Origin of the sequence: Streptococcus sp. sy010 (assembly GCF_007859175.1) — a bacterium.
Classification (GTDB): Bacteria; Bacillota; Bacilli; order Lactobacillales; family Streptococcaceae; genus Streptococcus.
The window spans coordinates 235,803-255,746 of record NZ_VOHO01000001.1 but is presented as its reverse complement, the minus strand read 5'-3'; the positions used below and the strand labels follow the sequence as shown (position 1 = coordinate 255,746).

General features: G+C 38.8%; 19 protein-coding genes and 1 pseudogene. 3 read left to right on the top strand and 17 right to left on the bottom strand.

Features of this window, described 5'->3' with window-relative positions; genetic code table 11:
- Positions 1-106: 106 nt before the first annotated feature.
- From recR to FRX51_RS01260, 15 genes and pseudogenes are all read right to left on the bottom strand, one after another.
- Positions 107-703, bottom strand: a complete 597-nt coding sequence (gene recR / locus FRX51_RS01325) for a recombination mediator RecR (protein WP_146460223.1) — start codon at positions 701-703, stop codon at positions 107-109.
- A 14-nt stretch (positions 704-717) separates the two neighbouring features.
- Positions 718-2,787 carry a penicillin-binding protein PBP2B gene (pbp2b, locus tag FRX51_RS01320; RefSeq protein ID WP_398587218.1) on the bottom strand — a complete coding sequence of 690 codons (2,070 nt, stop codon included), beginning with the start codon at positions 2,785-2,787 and terminating at the stop codon, positions 718-720.
- 59 nt (positions 2,788-2,846) lie between these two features.
- Positions 2,847-3,275, bottom strand: a complete 429-nt coding sequence (locus tag FRX51_RS01315) for a hypothetical protein (RefSeq protein WP_146460218.1) — start codon at positions 3,273-3,275, stop codon at positions 2,847-2,849.
- 77 nt (positions 3,276-3,352) lie between these two features.
- Positions 3,353-4,045 carry a phosphoglycerate mutase gene (locus FRX51_RS01310; RefSeq protein WP_146495155.1) on the bottom strand — a complete coding sequence of 231 codons (693 nt, stop codon included), beginning with the start codon at positions 4,043-4,045 and terminating at the stop codon, positions 3,353-3,355.
- A gap of 83 nt (positions 4,046-4,128) precedes the next feature.
- Positions 4,129-4,908, bottom strand: a pseudogene (locus FRX51_RS01305) (nucleoside phosphorylase).
- A 15-nt stretch (positions 4,909-4,923) separates the two neighbouring features.
- Complete coding sequence (locus FRX51_RS05790) at positions 4,924-5,067, bottom strand: hypothetical protein (RefSeq protein ID WP_186627074.1); 144 nt, start codon at positions 5,065-5,067, stop codon at positions 4,924-4,926.
- 69 nt (positions 5,068-5,136) lie between these two features.
- Positions 5,137-5,412, bottom strand: coding sequence for an HU family DNA-binding protein (locus FRX51_RS01300; RefSeq protein ID WP_146460213.1), 276 nt, complete (start codon positions 5,410-5,412; stop codon positions 5,137-5,139).
- Between the two features lie 113 nt (positions 5,413-5,525).
- Entirely contained in the window at positions 5,526-6,365 is an 840-nt protein-coding gene (locus FRX51_RS01295; protein ID WP_146495153.1) for a DegV family protein, read from the bottom strand.
- 212 nt (positions 6,366-6,577) lie between these two features.
- Entirely contained in the window at positions 6,578-8,236 is a 1,659-nt protein-coding gene (gene recN, locus FRX51_RS01290; RefSeq protein ID WP_146495151.1) for a DNA repair protein RecN, read from the bottom strand.
- A complete protein-coding gene (locus FRX51_RS01285; RefSeq protein ID WP_146460207.1) occupies positions 8,237-9,067 on the bottom strand; it encodes a TlyA family RNA methyltransferase in 831 nt (276 codons plus the stop codon).
- Entirely contained in the window at positions 9,060-9,923 is an 864-nt protein-coding gene (locus FRX51_RS01280) for a polyprenyl synthetase family protein (protein WP_146495149.1), read from the bottom strand. The genes FRX51_RS01285 and FRX51_RS01280 overlap by 8 nt, the downstream gene beginning before the upstream one ends.
- Positions 9,924-10,136, bottom strand: coding sequence for an exodeoxyribonuclease VII small subunit (locus FRX51_RS01275; protein ID WP_146460202.1), 213 nt, complete (start codon positions 10,134-10,136; stop codon positions 9,924-9,926).
- Complete coding sequence (xseA, locus tag FRX51_RS01270) at positions 10,114-11,454, bottom strand: exodeoxyribonuclease VII large subunit (RefSeq protein ID WP_146495147.1); 1,341 nt, start codon at positions 11,452-11,454, stop codon at positions 10,114-10,116. The genes FRX51_RS01275 and xseA overlap by 23 nt, the downstream gene beginning before the upstream one ends.
- A 96-nt stretch (positions 11,455-11,550) precedes the next feature.
- Positions 11,551-12,405, bottom strand: coding sequence for a bifunctional methylenetetrahydrofolate dehydrogenase/methenyltetrahydrofolate cyclohydrolase (locus FRX51_RS01265; protein ID WP_146495145.1), 855 nt, complete (start codon positions 12,403-12,405; stop codon positions 11,551-11,553).
- 48 nt (positions 12,406-12,453) lie between these two features.
- On the bottom strand, positions 12,454-12,684 hold the full coding sequence (locus FRX51_RS01260; protein ID WP_146460196.1) for a YkuJ family protein: 231 nt from the start codon (positions 12,682-12,684) through the stop codon (positions 12,454-12,456).
- A gap of 242 nt (positions 12,685-12,926) precedes the next feature.
- Here FRX51_RS01260 and FRX51_RS01255 point away from each other — a divergent pair, with 242 nt between their 5' ends.
- From FRX51_RS01255 to FRX51_RS01245, 3 genes are all read left to right on the top strand, one after another.
- Entirely contained in the window at positions 12,927-15,173 is a 2,247-nt protein-coding gene (locus FRX51_RS01255; RefSeq protein WP_146495143.1) for an ATP-dependent Clp protease ATP-binding subunit, read from the top strand.
- A gap of 74 nt (positions 15,174-15,247) precedes the next feature.
- Complete coding sequence (locus tag FRX51_RS01250) at positions 15,248-15,694, top strand: NUDIX hydrolase (protein WP_146495141.1); 447 nt, start codon at positions 15,248-15,250, stop codon at positions 15,692-15,694.
- A gap of 64 nt (positions 15,695-15,758) precedes the next feature.
- Positions 15,759-16,058, top strand: a complete 300-nt coding sequence (locus FRX51_RS01245; RefSeq protein ID WP_146460187.1) for a DUF1827 family protein — start codon at positions 15,759-15,761, stop codon at positions 16,056-16,058.
- A gap of 74 nt (positions 16,059-16,132) precedes the next feature.
- On the opposite strand, the gene ileS is transcribed toward FRX51_RS01245, so the two are convergent.
- Both ileS and FRX51_RS01235 read right to left on the bottom strand, forming a co-directional pair.
- A complete protein-coding gene (gene ileS, locus FRX51_RS01240; protein ID WP_146495139.1) occupies positions 16,133-18,922 on the bottom strand; it encodes an isoleucine--tRNA ligase in 2,790 nt (929 codons plus the stop codon).
- A 242-nt stretch (positions 18,923-19,164) separates the two neighbouring features.
- Positions 19,165-19,944: a DivIVA domain-containing protein gene (locus FRX51_RS01235; protein WP_146495137.1), complete on the bottom strand. Its 780-nt coding sequence runs from the start codon at positions 19,942-19,944 to the stop codon at positions 19,165-19,167.

The window sequence follows — 19,944 nt, the reverse complement described above, 5'->3', positions numbered from 1 at the left end:
TTTTTTGATTCGACTACCTTTATCATACCATAAAAAAAAAGGATTTTCAAAAATGACTTTTTAAAGCCCTTTCATACTAAATCAAAAAGACTAGGATAACCTAGTCTTACAACTGTGTCCGATTTTCAATAGCTCGAAGAAGCGTTAATTCATCAGCGTATTCAATGTCACTGCCGACTGCAAGCCCACGTGCTAGACGTGTTACCTTGATACCTGCTGGTTTTAATAATCGGGAAAGGTACATGGCTGTTGCTTCACCATCTGCTGTGGCATTGGTGGCGATAATTACTTCTTCCACTTGCTCGTCCATTAAGCGATTGATTAAACTTTTCAAGTTAATATCATCTGGACTGATTCCATTCATCGGTGAAATCAAACCATGTAGCACATGATAACGTCCCTTATACTCTTGGATTTTTTCCATGGCAGACACATCTTTACTTTCTTCAACCACTAAAATCAAACTGGCATCTCGATTGTGATCTTGGCAAATATTGCAGGGATTTTCATCTGTTAAATTGCCACAAATCTGACAATATGTTAGTTCACGCTTAGCTGATAACAGATTTTTAGCAAATTCATTGACCTCTTCATCACTCATGTTCAAAGTATAAAAAGCCAGTCTTGTTGCTGTTTTAATTCCGATACCAGGTAATTTTGCAAATGAATCAATCAACTTGGCAACTGGTGTTGGATAAAGCATCTTTTTCTCCTTTCTTAGTCAACCCCATAAGTATTAACATAAAGATTGATGATGTCACGAGTAATCTGATGACTGGTTTTTCCTACTAGATCATTACTGTGCGGTAACACAACGGCAACAGCAATTTGAGGATTTTGACTTGGGGCATAAGCGACCACATTTAGATTGCTGGTCATCACTGACTTACCAGAAGCATCAGTGACAAAAGCCTCGGCAGTTCCAGTTTTAGCTGAAATGCTAACATTAGCTCCGTAACCAATTTCATTTCCAGTTGTAAAGCCATTGCCACCATAAACCACATTATAGAATCCTTCTTGGATCAGGGCCATTTCTTGAGCTGAAATAGCAACGGTATTAAGATTCTTGACTTCAGTAGCCTGCACTAACTGCCCCAAACCACCATCGTCTGTATTGTCATAAATTCCTTCGACCAAATAAGTCGCCAAGCGATTACCACCATTGGCTACGGTTGCTACATATTGAGCCAGTTGCATGGTAGTATAATTGTCAAACTGCCCAAAAGACTCGGTCATCATGTTAGCTAAGCTATAATCTTGTGGAATAAAACCTGCCGACTCGCCTGGCAAGTCAAGCCCTGTTTTGACACCAAGTCCATACTGAGCATAGGTCGCTCGTAACTTTTCCATAGCCGTTTGATAAACCGAAGCTTTCAATAAATCGCTAGTCATACCACCTTGCCCTGCCAGCTTTAGAGCAACCTGAACCATATAGGTATTAGACGAATACTCTAAAGCCTGAACTGCTGTGATTGGCAAGCTACCACCTGCCAAATCGGTAAACCAAGACTTAATGGTATCAATTTGTTGATCATAAAGGGTTTGATTCTCTGAAATCACCCCATTTTCCCAACCAGCTGATAGGGTGGCCCCTTTCACAACTGAGCCTGGTGTGAAAACCTTAGTAATGGTTCCCAAGGCATCTCTTGTCAATTCTCCTGTTTGAATATTATGTTCTAGACCTGCCATCGCTAAGACTGCACCAGTATTGGGATTTAGAGCAACAGCATATATCCCTTCAGAATTAGTAACATTACCTGCTGCCAACTCCTCTTCATAATAAGTTTTGAGAATCTTTTCAACACCCTCTTGGAAAGACAGGTCAATAGTTAATTTAATATTTTGTCCCTTTTGACCTTGACTCGTTTGCTGATCTGAAACAATTTGACCTGACTTATCTACTGTCACCTGACGAGTTTGACGCTGTCCTTGTAACACTTCTTCATATTGCTTTTCTAAATAACTTGTTCCGACCCGATCATTGAGTGCATAACCTTTTTTAAGGTAAGTTTCAGCTTCTTCTTGAGGTAAACCTGCTTGTTCTGTTGATACACGACCAATGATAGAAGACAAGGAGGTTTCAATAGACTGTCTTTGCCAATTGGTCTGAACTGAAATTCCTGGTAATTTAGCCTTATTGGCCGTCACATAGGCAATTTGTTCGGACGATAGATCACCTGTTGTCAAAAAGACGGTGTCAAAAATACCTGCTCCGTTTAGCTGATTAAAGATGTAAATAATTTTCAATTCTTCATCGCTATAGACTAGGGCTGACTCTGGCACTGCTGCCAAGACATTTTCATAAATGGTGGATTGGGTCAAGTAATTCCCTAATTGATCAAATTTTTTATCGTTAGGGAGTTGCTCAACCAATTCTTGAAAACGGTCTTGGTCCACCAAGTAATAATCTTTTTTAGCCCGATCTGATACCTGTGTTTCTGTCAAATCAACATAGCTTGACAAGTCCTGAGCCAATTTTTTCATGTCTTGTGCAGTCATGACATTATTCCGAGTAAAGGCTAGTTGCTGCTTGAGCTGATTATTGACCAAGGCAGTTCCCTTAGCATCATAAATCTGTCCCCTAGGACTAGAGGTAGTGACGGTATAGGTGGTTGAAGCCACTAATTTTTTTTGATAAAAAGCCTTGTTCAATAACTGCATGTCTGCTAAGCGTAAAACCAGTATTGAAAATAAAAAAACAATAACAAAAAAAAGAAGATAAATACGTTGTAGTAGAGTGTTAGTTACTTTTGAATATTTGCTAGCCATATCCTTACTTTCTAGAATTATCGTATGACTATTTTATCATAATTATCACAAAAAAACTTGTCAGTCAGACAAGTTTTTTAAGAATTAGCTAGATAGTTTTCAATAGCTGAAACATCTACTTTTTCGATATTTTCTAAACGTGATTCCTGCTTTTTATTGGCAAAATAGCCCAAATAAACTGGGGCTTTAATCTGATATTTTTTTGAAAAAGCCTTGTACTGTTTACTATCGATACCAACCGTTTCAAGATAGTAAATTGGCAATTCCTTCGTATCTGTCGCCTCTTTCAATTTGGGAACAAACTTTAAAGCTGCATCACTATCTGGACGACCGATTAAAAGATAAAAGGACTCTTTTTGTCGGATTTTGGTTTTTACTTCTCCAAGCTCTATCTTGGGGTAAGCCTGAATCATCTCTTGATAATCTTGATAAAGAGAATCTGCAAACACTTTTTGTGAAAAGATAAGGGTTAAACACGACAACAATAAGAATAAATATTTTTTCATTATTCTACCTCCTATCTTTTTATTCGCAGAAAAATAAAAGAACCTAAGTAGTAACTTAGATTCCTTTATTTTTTTAATTATTTACCAAGGTAATACTCAGCTGTTACGTTCAATTTATCGTCAAATTCAAACACAAGTGGTGGGAAGTTTGGAATTTCCACATCCATGATTTCATCATCTGACAACCCTTTAATGTGTTTAACAAGGGCACGGATTGAGTTACCGTGAGCACCAACAAAGACATTTTGACCTGATTTAAGGGCTGGTGCAATCTTGTCTTCCCAGAATGGAAGTGCACGCTCAAGCGTTACTTTCAAGTTTTCAGCGTCTGGCACAACTGAATCATCAAGAAGAGCATAGCGACGGTCTGCATGTGCTGAATGCTCATCATCTTTAGCCATTTCTGGCGGCAAAGTATCGTATGAACGACGCCAAATATGAACTTGTTCATCACCAAATTCTGCGGCTGCTTCTGCCTTGTTTTTACCAGTCAAACCACCATAATGACGCTCATTCAAACGCCAAGATTTCTCAACTGGTACCCAAAGTTGATCAGCATACTCAAGTGCCAAGTTTGTTGTTTTAATCGCACGTTTCAGTACAGATGTGAAAGCTACATCAAATTCGATACCAGCTTCTTTGATCAATTTACCAGCATCAATTGCTTGCTGTGTTCCTTTTTCTGAAAGGTCAACATCTGCCCAACCTGTGAAAAGGTTAGCTTTATTCCATTCTGATTCACCGTGACGGGCAAATACTAATTTCACCATGTTATTTCTCCTTTATTTTTGGATAATCCAAAGTAATACCCTTTTATTATATAAAAAAATTGTGAAAAAATCTACTAAAAATATTAGAATTTCTTGCCTTCAAAATGAGTCAAGGCAAACTCAATCATCAAATGACCAATCTTATCCTTTTTCTCCAAATCATCATGGTTAGACAAGGTTCTAGGATCCCAACTTTCATTGGCTAAACTATCAGCCGAATAAAAACAATGTACATGTTGAATTTGGCGAAAAGCTGCTAAGGCTGCTACCGATGAACACTCCATATCCACACAAATAGCACCTTCTTGCCGACGCTTGGTGATTTTATTTGCTGTTTCTCGATAAATCCCGTCCGTTGTCCAAGCCTTACCCAGCGTATAGCTAATCTGATCTTGGTCTAAAAAGCTTTCTAGGGCAGATAGATGATCTTGATTGACTGCAATTTCACGACTAGCTGGTTGATAATGGTAGCTTGTTCCTTCATCACGAAGGGCGGCTGTCGGAATGATGATACTGGTTTCTTTAATCTCTTCCAAAACACCACAAGTCCCAAATAGAACAAGGTTTTCCATACCCATATAAATCAAATCTTCTAGCACTGCCACACAACCTGCCGCTCCCACAAAAGCATTGAAAAAGCCAATTTAAATACCTTGGATGTCCAATTCATAAATAGGGATTTCAATACAGGCTAGTGACAAGCTAAACAATTTACGATGTGGATAGGAATTGAGCAAGCGTGAAAAAGTTTCACGAGCAAAGCAAGACACAAAAGTCTTTGGAAAATCTGGCATTCTTTCCCCCATACTATCAGAAGGATTTATTACTGCCTGTTGACTCGCGTCAAATTCTTCTAAAATCATCACTGTTTTTCTTTCTTATTTTTCCTTATCATCACACTCTTGAGATTTATCGGTCAATATATCCTTGGGTTTGATGAGATAGCTAGTAATTCCAACGATAATCATACGAAAAATAAATAAAAAGAGAATAATTGCAATAATCAGTTGTTCTGTGGTCATAATCTAATCAAACCTTTCAGATAGACAAAACAAGCCTAAGCAATGTTAGACTTGTTTTTGAGTTAATCATTATTTAACTGCGTCTTTTAGGGCTTTACCAGCTTTGAAAGCAGGAACTTTAGAAGCTGCAATTGTGATTTCTTTACCGGTTTGTGGGTTACGACCTTTACGAGCTGCACGTTCACGTACTTCAAAGTTACCAAAACCAATCAATTGCACTTTTTCACCAGCCGCAAGGAATTCTTCGATTGCTGCAAAAACTGCATCAACTGCTACTGCTGAATCTTTTTTTGTCAATTCTGTTGCTTCTGCAACTTTTGCGACTAAATCTTGTTTGTTTGCCATTAAACAAATCCTCCATAAATGTAATACATGCTATATCATACATTAAAAAGACTATCGGGTCAAGTATTTAATGCTATTGATTTAACAATATTATCAGCCAAGGTAACTAAGGCTTAGGCATAATGAATCATGACAGCAAAGGCTCCTTCACCAGTATGCGTTTGAATAATAGATCCAGTTTCTAAAACAGAAATCTCTTGGGCTACGAATGGTTGTAGTTCTGCCTTTAATTGTTGAGCGAAATCCATATCACCTGCGTAAGAAATGGCAATTTCTTTAATCTCTTTCTCAGCTAGATTTTCCTTCAATTGACTGAGCCATTTTGTAAAAGTTTTTTGACCTCTACCTTTCACCAAAGTGTTCAATTGATGGTCTTTTAATTCCATGACAACCTTGATATTGAGTAGAGAACTAAGTAAACCTGTGACACGACCGATACGACCACCTTTGACGAGATTTTCCAAGGTCGATACCCCAATAAACAACTCTGTTTTATCTTGAATAGCCTTGACTTTTTCTAAAATCTCTTCTCTACTAACTCCTTCTTGTGCTAATCGTGCGGCTTCAATCACTTGAAAGGCCATGGCTTGATCAGTAAACATAGAATCAAGCACGGTCACATCTGCTCCAGCAAGAGCAGCCCCTTGACGTGAAGCCTCACTGGTTCCTGACAAGGTATGGGTTAAATGAATGGCAAGAATATGTTCACTTCCTTTTTCTTTTAGTTCTTCATACACTTGAGCAAATAAGCCTACTGGTGGCTGACTAGTTTTTGGGAGTTCACGTGATGACCGCATTAAAGATAGAAATTTCCCAGTTTCTTTCAAATCATTATCGGAATAAACCGTATGACCAATAGTAACAGATAAAGGAACCACAATAATTCCTAACTGCTCAATTACTTTGGGAGCAATTGTTATAGAAGAATCTGTTACAATCTTGACATTACTCATCTTATCACTCACTTTTCTTTTATTTTATTACCCTGTTCATTATATCAAATCTTTTGCCAAACGACTATTATCATATCAGCCTAAAAAGCATTGATTTTAATTTACGAATAATTTCTCTTCAAGAATTTAATTATCAAGTCAAATAGTGCTAAAACTGTTGCAAGCAATCGGCTTAATTCAAAAATAAAAGTTAGAGAAAAATTCTCTAACTTTTATTTTTTTAATAATTCTCTGGCTTGAATCCTAGCAGCGTCTGTAACATCTTGCCCTGCCAACATCTTGGCAATTTCTTCGACACGTTCTTCTGTTTCTAAAAGACGAACCACTGAAACAGTTGAGGCCTCGCTACTTCTTTTTTCAATAAAGAATTGATAATCCGCAATAGCAATCACTTGTGGTAGATGAGAAATCGCTAGCACCTGCCCATGTTGACCAATTTTATAAATCTTTTGAGCGATAGCTTGGGCAACTCTTCCTGACACACCAGTGTCAACTTCGTCAAAAACAATACTGGTCTTATCTTCCTTACGAGAAAACGCTGATTTAAGGGCCAACATCAAGCGAGATAACTCTCCTCCAGAAGCTACCTTAACCAAGGGTTTAAAACCTTCTCCAGGATTAGTTGAAATGTAAAATTCTACTTGTTCATGACCGTCACGATTGAATTTACCTTTGCTAAAATTAACCTTGAAATCGGCCTTTTCCATGTACAAATCTGCCAGTTCTTGCTTAATGTCAAGAGCTAGATCTTCAGCTATCTTGTGGCGTTCTTGGCTTAGTTGACTAGCCGCTGCGACCAATTCTTTCTCAAGACCTTTCAACTGACCTTCCAAGTCATCCGTTCCTAAATCATTACCTGTCAGATGATTATATTCCTTAGAGATACTGCTAAAATAAGTCAAAACATCATCAACACTCCCACCATATTTACGAGTAATACTGTTAATGACGTCAAGTCTAGTTTCAATGGTCATCAGTCTTTCAGCATCAAATTCTAAATGATCAAGTGTATCTGACAAACGTTTACTGACATCTTCCAAAACATAATAGGCTTCGCTCAAATGGCTAGACATGTCCTTATAAGCCGTATCATAATCTTCCAAACTCATCAAATCATTCATAGCCGAACGAATATTAGCTAGGCTAGAAAACTCTTCATCATCTAAGAGTTGATAAGCACTGGTTAAAGTGTCTGCAATTTGTTTATGATTTAATAATTTTTCACGTTCTTGCTCTAATTTATCGTCTTCACCAGTTTGTAAATCTGCCGTTTCAATCTCAGCCAACTGAAATTCTAACATTTCAATTCTAGCCTTATGCTCTGCTTCATTTTTTTGCTTATCGAGGACACGCTTACGTAAACGACGGTACTGATCAAACAGTTCTTGGTAATGTTTCTTGGTCTCAACAAACTCTTGATTGCCAAAACTATCTAGGAGAGCAATGTGCAATTGTGGCTTCATCAACTCTTCTTGGTCATGTTGACCATGAATATCTACTAAAAACTGACCAATAGCTTTTAATGTCGTCAAATTAACCATTTGCCCATTGACACGACTAACACTGCGACCATTGGCAAAAATCTCTCGGCGAATAATCAATTCATCACTCAACTCAATTCCATTATCCGCTAAGAGTTGGCTTAGGGCAGGATTTTTATCCAAAGAGAAAAATCCCTGAATTTCCGCTTTGGTCGCCCCATTACGAATGACTTCTGTACTAGCCCTTGCTCCTAGCATCATATTCATGGCATCAATGATGATTGATTTGCCAGCACCGGTTTCCCCTGTCAGTACCGTCATGCCATTATCAAAGTTTAGGGAAATTTCTTCGATAATCGCAAAATTTTTAATCGAAATGCTTAATAACATCTACTTATCCTCTTCGGCTTGCTTAAATTGGGCATGAGCTGTTGCAACCACATCCTCTATTTGACTAGCTACTTGATTTGTTGGCAAATCTGACTTTTCTAAATGTAAAAGAAACTCAATATTACCATGCCCACCTTGAATAGGAGAAAAATCCAATTGACAAGCTGAAAAGCCCGTCGCCACTGCCAATTCAGTCACTTCTTGTAAAACACGTTCATGGATAGCAGGATCTTTAACAATGCCATTTTTACCAATCTGCTCTCGACCTGCTTCAAATTGAGGCTTAACCAAAGCAACGACTTGACCATCATCAGCTAAAATCTCATGCAACGTAGGTAAAATCAAGGCTAGCGAGATAAAACTGACATCAATAGAAGCAAAACTCGGTTGTCCTTCAACAAAATCAGTTAACTGGGCATAGCGAAAATTATACTGCTCCATGCTAATCACTCGTGGGTCTTGACGTAATTTCCAGACCAACTGATTGGTTCCGACATCCACTGCATAGACTAATTTAGCAGCATTTTGCAGCATGACATCGGTAAAACCACCTGTTGAGGCACCTATGTCTAAAGTGGTCAAATCAGCAACAGACAAGCCAAAAACATCCAGGGCTTTTTCTAACTTTAGCCCACCACGACTGACGTATTTTAATTTTTCACCCTTTAATTTTAATTCGGTATTTTCATCAATTTTTTCACCAGGTTTATCAAAACGCTGACCATTGACGGTAGCAACAACCAAGCCTGCCATGACACCACGCTTGGCCTGCTCTCTCGTATCAAATAAGCCCTGTTTATAGGCCAATACATCTACACGTTCCTTAGCCATGCCATCGTAACCTTTCTATCGTGTTTAAGATATCATCTGCTTGAAAACCTTGTTCTTGCCTTAATTCTGCAAAAATCTCTTGCACCCTATCCAAACTCTCATTTAAGATTTTTTTAGAGTTTTCAAGACCTAACAGACTAGGATAGGTTGATTTATCTGCCAACAAATCTTTTTTCGGTGTCTTACCTAAGGTGTCAAAATCAGCCGTCACATCAAGAATATCATCCCTTACTTGAAAGGCTAACCCAACCAACTGACCAACCTGTCTTAATTTATCCAAAACTTCTGCTGATTGTTGAGTCATTAAACCAGCGGCAACAAAGGGAAATGTTAAAAGTTGCCCTGTCTTGTTGGCATGAATTTTTCGCAGGTCTTCCAAATCAAGTCTTTTGCCTTCACCAAGCATGTCTAAGGCTTGACCTGCCACCATTCCAAAACTACCTGAAGCCCGTGACAACTCACTAATCAAAGCTAAACGAACCTTTTCTGGTAAATCAGTTTCTGCCAATAGGGCAAAGGGATCTAAAAAGAGGGCATCTCCTGCTAAAATCGCCATGGCTTCACCAAACTGTTTGTGATTGGTCGGCATACCTCGACGAAAATCATCATTATCCATAGCTGGTAAGTCATCATGAATCAAACTACCTGTATGAATCAACTCAACACTGGCTGCCACTTGATAATGGCTTTTTGTCAACTCAAGTCCAAAACCTTCCAAAACCTGCAAACAAAGCAAGGGACGAATTCGCTTGCCACCTGCCTTAATCGAATAGCCGATGGCTTCTACTAAATGCTCAGACACATTTGCTTGAGCATAGAAGTCCAGCATAGCTTGATCAATTTTTACCATCTCCATCTAGTCCATCTCCACCTGACTGCCGTCTGCTTGCATGACCTTAACCAAGGTTTTTTCTGCTTCTTGTAGGGTTGTTTGAAGACGTTTTGATAGGCTCATCCCCTTTTGAAATTCAGCCAAGGCAGTCTCTAAAGGAACATCTCCATTTTCTAACTTGGCAACAATACTTTCTAATTCTTGTAAGTCTTCTTCAAATGTTTTTTGCGTTGACATTTTTTACCTCCACTTCTAAATCACCATCTCGCATCACGATGGTCAATGCGTCACCTACTTTTATAGGGGTAACTGAATCAATAAGATCTTGATTTTTTTGGACAAGGGCATAGCCTCGCTCAATAATTTTTTGAGTATCTAACGACAGGAGTGCATCTTGGGCTTTATCAAAGCGTGCCACCTGTCTATCGTACTGATTGGCCATATTACTTTTCAATAGACGCTCTAATTGGGTCACCTTATCTTTTTGACTGGCTAGTTTAGTTGGTAACCCTAAAAAAGTCAAAGATTGATTGAGTTGTTGATAAATCTGCTGCTTGATTTGTAAAGTCTGATCCATTTTCTCAGACAATCGAGTCGTCAAATAATCCACTTTCTGTAAATAGCCATCATACAATCTTTGAGGCTGACGAAAAACAAGAGATTGACTCGAGTTCTGCAAACGCTGATTAGCTTGTTCTAACAGAACTTGCATGGCTTGATATAGGCGTTTTTCCCAATCCAACAAACCTGTAAGCAAATCTGTCTTAGTAACTGGTGTAGCTAATTCAGCCGCAGCTGTCGGTGTGGCTGCCCGTTGATCTGCGGCAAAATCAGCCAAGGTCACATCTGTTTCATGCCCCACACTAGAAATAATTGGCAAACGAGATTCAAAAATAGCCTGAACCACAATTTCTTCATTAAAGGCCCAGAGGTCTTCAATTGATCCACCACCACGACCAACAATCAAGAGATCTAAGTCAGTTATTTGATTAGCCAAGGCAATGTTGTTTGCAACTTCTTTCGCTGCCCCTTGTCCTTGCACCTTAGTTGGAAAAAGTAAAACCTCTACTCCGGCAAAACGGCGAGAAATGGTCGTAATAATATCCTTGATAACTGCCCCACTAGGACTGGTGATGACACCTACTCTTTTGACAAAACGAGGAAGAGCTTGCTTATGGCGACTGTCAAAATAACCTGCCTCCGTAAGCTTTTTTTTCAACTGCTCAAATTGAAGAGCCAAAGCTCCCATACCATCTGGCTCTGCCTTTTCAACAATAATGGAATACGAACCAGATGGTTCATAAAGCTGAACTCTTCCGATGATATTGATTTGCATGCCTTCTTCTAACTCAAATCCCAAATTTCGATAAATACCAGACCACATGGTTGCTTGAATGACTGCCTTATCATCTTTAAGCGAAAAATATTGATGATTGGGACGTCGACGAAAATTGGATACTTGACCAGTTAAATAAACCCGCTCTAGATAGGGGTCACGGTCAAATTTTAATTTTAAGTATTTGGTCAAAGATGACACTGATAAATAATCTGCCATGACAACTCCTACGACTTTTATAATCTATACCAGTATAACAAAAAAAGTGCCAAAAGGCACTTGTTGATTCAGCTCTCTCAGCAATTTTTAGCTCTATTAGCTAAGTCCCTTATTTTTTGCAATCTGATAGGTCTGCTCCAAAAGCATAGTAATGGTCATAGGCCCCACTCCCCCTGGAACTGGGGTAATTAGGCTAGCCACTTCACTAACCTCATCAAACTTGACATCTCCAACAAAACGGCCATCAGCTAGACGATTCATGCCGACATCAATCACGACTGCCCCTTCTTTAACAAATTCTTTTGTAACAAAATGACCACGGCCAATAGCCACAATTAAAATATCAGCTTGTCTTGCCAGTTCTGCTAAATTTTTAGTTCGTGAATGCGCAATGGTCACCGTTGCATTTCGATCTAACAGCAGTTGAGCCATAGGCTTACCGACAATATTGCTACGGCCAATCACTAAGGCTTGTTTGCCTTCGAGTTCGACCTTGTAAGTATCCAATAACTTGATAATGCCTGCTGGTGTACAAGGTATTAAACTCCCATGTCCTGACCAGAGTTGCCCCATATTCATAGGATGAAAGCCATCAACGTCCTTGTCTGGCGATATTGCCAACAGTACGTCTTGATCATTGATATGATTTGGTAAGGGTAGTTGTACCAAAATCCCATGGCAAGTTCTATCTTGGTTATAGTTCTCAATCAAGTCCAAAAGGTCACTTTGACTAATAGTTTCTGGAACACGAACAATCTCACTCTCAAAACCTGCTTTCAGAGCAGCTCTTTCTTTATTGCCCACATAAAGTTGACTGGCAGGATCATCACCAACCAAAATTACTACCAGCTTAGGAACAATTCCTGTTTCTGATTTTAATTTAGCGACTTTTTCAGCCAATTCTGCTTGCATCTGCTGAGCAACCGCCTTACCATCTATCAATCTTGCCATTTCTATCTCCTTCTAACAAAAAACACCTAACGGTGTTTTTGTGCATGCTTAATAAAGTAAGTCATAAATTTCCATTGCAATCAAATCAATGCTATCAAAGGTATAGGTCTCACGCGCTGCAACATCACGCAGGGTAAACACTGCTCCTGTTTCTGGATCATGATTAAATGATACTTCAGCAACCACTACACCTTCACGTTCAAAATTACGTTTTAAATTACCACCATCAGTCGCCATCAATTCCAAGCGATTGATAATTCTTACCAAATGTGATTCCATGGTTTTCTCCTATTTTCTAAATACTACTTCTCTATTTTATCACAAAAATCAATAAAGACGCAAAAAAACAGGCGTTTTTTCCTTATCTTAGCTAAAAATAACTAACCTATCGGTAAGGAATAATCTTTTTACTTGCTTATTTACTTAATTGTTGTATAATAAAACTATAAAAGTTTGACCTTTTTTGACCAATCGAGATTCAAGCTTTTGAAACCAACTTCTATTGAAAAGAGGTACTGATTATGCTATGTAAAAATTGTAATCTAAATGAAGCAAGTATTCATCTCTATACAAGTGTTAATGGCAAACAACAACAAATTGACCTTTGCCAAAATTGCTACCAAATCATGAAAAGTCAACCAAGTCAGCAAGGAATGAGTAGCAATTCACTCAATCCTTTCTTTGATGATTTTTTTGGTGATTTAAATAATTTCCGTGCTTTCAATCAAGATTTACCAAATGCACCTAAAACTCAAGCTGGTGGGGGACGTTCTGGAAACGGTGGAAACAACCGTAACAACAAGCAACAAGCCCCAAAACAGCCAAAAGGACTCTTGGACGAATTTGGTATCAATGTGACTGACCTAGCTAAACAAGGTAATATCGACCCTGTCATTGGACGTGATCAAGAAATCGTTCGTGTTATTGAGATTCTAAATCGTAGGACCAAGAATAACCCTGTTCTTATCGGTGAGCCTGGTGTTGGTAAAACTGCCGTTGTAGAAGGTTTGGCCCAAAAAATCGTTGATGGCAATGTCCCTCAAAAACTTCAAGGAAAACAAGTTATCCGTCTTGATGTGGTTAGCCTTGTCCAAGGAACAGGCATTCGTGGCCAATTTGAAGAACGCATGCAAAAACTCATGGATGAGATTCGTCAGCGACAAGATGTCATTCTTTTCATTGATGAAATCCATGAGATTGTCGGAGCTGGCTCTGCAGGCGATGGCAATATGGATGCCGGCAACATTCTTAAGCCCGCTCTTGCTCGTGGGGAGTTACAATTAGTAGGTGCTACCACTCTTAACGAATATCGTATCATTGAAAAAGACGCCGCCCTTGAACGCCGTATGCAGCCAGTCAAGGTCGATGAACCAAGTGTTGAAGAAACCATTACCATTCTTCGTGGTATCCAACCTAAGTATCAAGACTATCATCATGTCAAATACACAGATGAAGCCATTGAATCGGCTGCTCGACTTTCCAATCGCTATATTCAAGATCGTTTCCTACCAGATAAGGCTATTGATTTGCTAGACGAAGCTGGCTCAAAAATGAATTTAACCCTAAATTTCGTTGATCCAAAAGAATTAGACAAGCGTTTAATTGAGGCAGAAAATCTCAAGGCACAAGCCACTCGTGATGAAGATTATGAAAAAGCTGCTTACTTTAGAGATCAGATTGCCAAATATAAGGAAATGCAGGAACAAAAAATTGATGACCAAGATATGCCAATCATCACTGAAAAGCATATTGAAGCGATTGTTGAACAAAAAACCAATATTCCTATTGGGGACTTGAAAGAAAAAGAACAATCTCAACTGCTCAATCTCGCTGATGATTTGAAAAAACAGGTCATCGGTCAAGATGAAGCTGTTGATAAGATTGCCAAAGCCATTCGTCGTAATCGTGTCGGTCTTGGTAGCCCTAACCGTCCAATTGGTAGTTTCTTGTTTGTCGGTCCAACTGGTGTCGGTAAAACTGAACTCTCTAAACAACTAGCCATTGAACTCTTTGGTTCGGCTGATAGCATGATTCGTTTTGACATGAGCGAATACATGGAAAAACATGCTGTTGCTAAATTAGTCGGTGCCCCTCCAGGCTATGTGGGCTATGATGAGGCTGGACAACTGACAGAAAAAGTACGTCGCAACCCTTATTCTCTCATTTTACTTGACGAAGTGGAAAAGGCCCACCCTGATGTGATGCACATGTTTCTTCAAGTTTTAGATGATGGTCGCCTAACTGATGGTCAAGGGCGTACCGTCAGTTTTAAAGATACCATTATCATCATGACTTCTAATGCCGGCACAGGTAAAGTAGAAGCCTCAGTTGGTTTTGGTGCTAGTCGTGAAGGACGCACTCATTCGGTTCTCAACCAATTAGGTGATTTCTTCAGCCCTGAATTCATGAATCGCTTTGATGGGATTATTGAATTTCAGCCTCTTAGCAAGGAAAATCTGTTAACCATCGTTGACCTTATGCTTGCCACTGTTCGTCAACGCCTAACCAATAACGGCATTGAACTTGAAGTCACCAACAAGGTTAAAGAAAAATTGGTTGACTTAGGCTATGATCCTAAAATGGGAGCTCGCCCACTTCGTAGAACCATCCAAGATTATATTGAAGATGCCTTAACTGACTTCTATCTTGAAAATCCAAACGAAAAACAACTCAAGGCTGTGATGACAAGCAATGGTCAAATCATGATTAAATCAGCTAAAAAAGCAGATAGCACAAAAGTTACTGAATCTTCCGAAATAACTGATTAAACTGAAAAATCTAGTCATTTAGACTAGATTTTTTAACGTTGACAGGTTATAATAAAAGGAAAAGGAGAAATGTAATGACCACAAGACCAACCTTTGGTATAAAAAAAGAAAACACAGACTATACCACACGATATGGTGTTTATGCTATCATTCCTAATAAGACAAATGATCAAATTATCCTTGTTCAAGCTCCTAACGGTTCTTGGTTTTTACCTGGGGGAGAGATTGAAGCTGGTGAAGAGCATCTGACTGCTCTGCGTCGTGAATTGATTGAAGAATTAGGTTTTACAGCTGAATTTGGACAATACTATGGCCAAGCTGACGAATACTTTTATTCTAGTCACCGTGACAAACACTACTACAATCCAGCCTATCTTTATCAAGTGACCCATTTCCAAGTGGCACAATCCCCCCTAGAAGACTTTAATCAACTGGCTTGGTTTCCTGTTGACGAAGCGATTCGCAAACTCAAACGTGGTAGTCATCAATGGGGGGTTAAAGAGTGGCAAAAAAATCACTAATATGTTAACTTATTCACAAAAATATGCTATAATAAAATTATCAAAATCATTCGGAGATTAATTTATGCGACTAATCAATACCACAAGTAGCCATTCCGCCTTGGTTAAAAGCCAACTCACCAATACTGATGCTGAATTAGTTGAAGTCTATTCAGCTGGTAATACAGACGTGGTCTTTACCAAAGCTCCCAAACATTATGAGTTGTTAATTTCTAATAAACATCGGGCCATCAAGGATGAAGAAATTGTGGCAATTCGTGAATTTTTCATGAAACGTAAAATTGACTCAACTCTCGCTCTTTTTGATCAATTACAAACCTTGCACACTCCTAATCTGATTGAAATTTCAATCCCTATCAAATAACCAAGAATCAGTTAACTGGTTCTTGGTTTGCTATTATCTGCCTAATAAAAAAGAATGACCTTTTGGTCATTCTTTTATTTTTCAAATCCCTGAGCCACTGCATCAACAAAATGTGTTTCTACAATCTCAGCACAGTGAGCACAAATATTTACTTGGTAAGGACGCTCTTGTGTTGACTCGTCAACTCGACGACAACGCTCACACACTTGACCACTTGCCGCTTCTACATTAAAGCTAACATTATCAACGACAACAGCATCTACTGGTGCTGATTGATCACTGAGAGTTAATTGTGACACAATCAACAGTTGAGCAATATCTGATTCAAGAGATGTCAAAAGTTTTTTTACAGTTTCATCCGCATAGACCGTCAAATGAGCTTCTAATGATTTTCCGATAACTTTAGCATTCCTTGCTTCTTCCAAAGCTTTTTGAGTTTTGGTACGGAAAACTAAGAAGGCTTCCCATTTCTCTAAAATCTCGTCTTGGTTGTCAAATGTTTCCACTTCTGGCATTTCAGTCAATTGAACAAATTCTGCTGTTTCATGTTCCAGATATGACCAGATTTCTTCTGCCGTATGAGGCATGATTGGTGTCAAAAGTTTTGTGATTTTAACCAAAATATCATAAAAGACAGTTTGCATTTGGCGACGAGCTAGGCTATCCACTGCCTCAATGTAAACGACATCCTTAGCAAAATCCAAATAGAAGGCTGACAAGTCAACTGTAACAAAATTGACAACTGCTTTATAGATAGCTATAAAATCATAAGATTCATAGGCTGCGATGATACTTGCCACCAATTTATTAAATTTAATCGTCATGTATTGATCCACTGGACGTAGATCTTGATAGGCTACTCTATCTGTTTCTGGATTAAAATCAGCAGTATTTGCTAGAAGGAAACGTAAGGTATTACGGATTTTACGATAAGTTTCAGATACTTGAGCTAGGATATCCATTGACACACGAACATCATTATCGGTATCGACTGAAGTTACCCAAAGACGAAGAATCTCTGCTCCATATTGTTTGGCAACATCATTTGGTGAAATAATATTGCCTTTCGACTTAGACATTTTTTCGCCTTTACCGTCAAGGACAAAACCTTGAGAAAGGATTGATTTATATGGAGCATGACCATTAACCGCAACAGAAGTAATCAAAGACGAGTTAAACCAACCACGATACTGGTCACTGCCTTCAAGATAAAGATCTGCTGGATATCCCAAATTTGAACGCGTATTCATCACGCCATTCCATGATGAACCAGAATCAAACCAGACGTCCATAATATCTGTTTCTTTAGTAAATTGACCGTTTGGTGAACCAGGGTGACTAAATCCTTCTGGTAAAAGTTCCTTAGCTTCACGTTCCCACCAAATAATTGAACCATGTTCTTCAAAAAGATTAGCCACATGGTCTGTTACTTCCTTGGTCATGATTGCCGTACCATCTTCAGCATAAAAGATTGGTAAAGGCACACCCCAGTTACGCTGACGGGAAATAACCCAGTCACCACGGTCACGAATCATGTTATAAAGACGCGTTTTACCCCAAGCCGGATAGAAATTAACCTTGTCAATCTCTGATAAAATATCTTGACGGAACTGAGAAACAGAAGCAAACCATTGTGGTACCGCACGCCAAATGATTGGCTTTTTAGTTCGCCAGTCAAATGGATACGAGTGAGAAATTTCTTCTTGTGCTAAAAGCAAATCGCCCAGTTTTTCAATGACAACTGGTGTGATTTTATCGTAAAACTGACCAGCAAAATCAGGACCAGCATTTTCCGTCATCATACCACGTTCATCAACTGTCACAGCAACCTCTAGGCCATACTTGATACCGACATTGTAGTCATCCTCACCAAAACCTGGTGCCGTATGGACAACACCTGTACCAGAATCAAGAGTCACATGGTCACCATTCATAACCAATTCATCAACTTTTTGATCCCATGGATGTTCTGTCACAATACGGTCTAGTTCTTTACCTTGATAGCTAGCCAAAACTTCCACATTTTCCCAAGCAAAACGTTCTGCTAAAGAATTAAGTAAATCAGCAGCAACCAGGAATTTTCGACTATCATTTGCTGGTTTAACCACTATATAATCAAACTCAGGACCAACGGTCAACCCACGCGAAGCCGTTACTGTAAATGGTGTTGTTGTCCAAACTACAATATAAGTATTAGTATCAAGAAGACCTTTACCGTCTTTGACACGGTTGGCATAGTACAGCGATGTCGATACTAAATCATGATACTCAATCTCTGCTTCAGCCAAGGCTGACTCAGATGACCAAGACCAATAGACAGGCTTGGCTCCACGATAGATATAACCTTTGTCAGCCATAGCCCCAAAGACACGAATTTGTGCGGCCTCAAAATCTGGTGTCAAGGTGACATAAGGATTTTCCCAATCCGCTGCGACACCTAGACGCTTAAAATCTTCTCTTTGTTTATCAACTTGACTAAGCGCATAATCACGACACATTTTAAGGTACTCAACCAAGTCCATTTCTTTGCGTTTGACACCTTGCTTAGACAAAACTTGCTCAATTGGTAAACCATGAGTATCCCAACCTGGTACAAAGGGAGCTCGATAACCCATCATCGACTTAGCACGAGTGATGATATCTTTTGAGATTTTATTGAGGGCATGACCAACATGGATATTGCCGTTTGCATAGGGAGGGCCATCATGTAGAAAGAAAGTTGGTTTTTCTGCGTTCAATTCTTGACGTTTCTGATAAATAGCTGCTTCCTGCCATTTTTTTTGCCATTCTGGTTCTTTGTTTGGTAGGCCTGCACGCATTGGAAAAGCCGTCTTGCCTAAATTCAAAGTTTCTTTTAATTTCATATCATTCTCCTTTTCATATAAAAAGAGCTCCGTCAAAAAGGACGAAAGCTCGTGGTACCACCTTAATTCAGATAATACACTGATGTATTATCCCTCATCTTGTTGAGTAACGACAACAAACCGTCCTAACTTACTCTGATGTTCAGCTAGAATGCGACAAAATGATAATAATCAGTTGAGGGATTATAGGACTTCCACCATCTCCTATTCGCTAGAAATATCAAAAGATTATCTTGTTTTTGTTAATCAGCAATATTTAATTTAAATGTTTGTGTTTCTCCAAAAGATGGCTTAGGATTTTCCTTAACTTCTTCTACCACCACGTCTTCAGTCACAACTGGTGTCTTAAGCTCTTGAGTGGTTTCAAGTTGCTTATTACTTTCTTCCATACGACGTTGCAATTCTGCAATCTCATCTGGTGTAAATTGACGTGTGGCATCCAATGAGTCTTCATCGGATTTCATTACCATTTTTTCATCTAAAACACTTTCTACAACTTCTTTAAAAGCCGATGTCGAATCTTGCAAATAAACGGCTGTCGGTTGTAAGAGTTCACTCCATTCTGGCGACATAATCAAACTATGTTGAGCTTCAATGGCAGCCAATAAGCGTTGATGAAAGACTCGACTTTGACGTTTCAAATCTTCAGTCTCAATCGCTACAACTTTTGCTTCATCAGCAGCATCACGAATAATCTGATTGCCTTTTAATTTAGATTCTTCCAACAAATTATTTGCTTGAGCAATAATGTTATCTGCTTCTACTTGAGCTGTTGATTTGATATTTTCAGAAGTTTCTTGAGCCAAAATAACGGACTGACTCAAAGACTCTTTAATATCATCAAAATAAGCTAATTTTTCTTCCAAAGACTTAATTTTATTGGCTTGTTCACGATTAAGACGTACCAAGTCCTCATACTCATCAGTAACCAAATCTAAAAAGTCATTAACTTCGTCTTCACTATACCCACGAAATTTTACTTTAAACGTTTTTTCTTTAATTTCTAATGCTGTTAGCGCCAT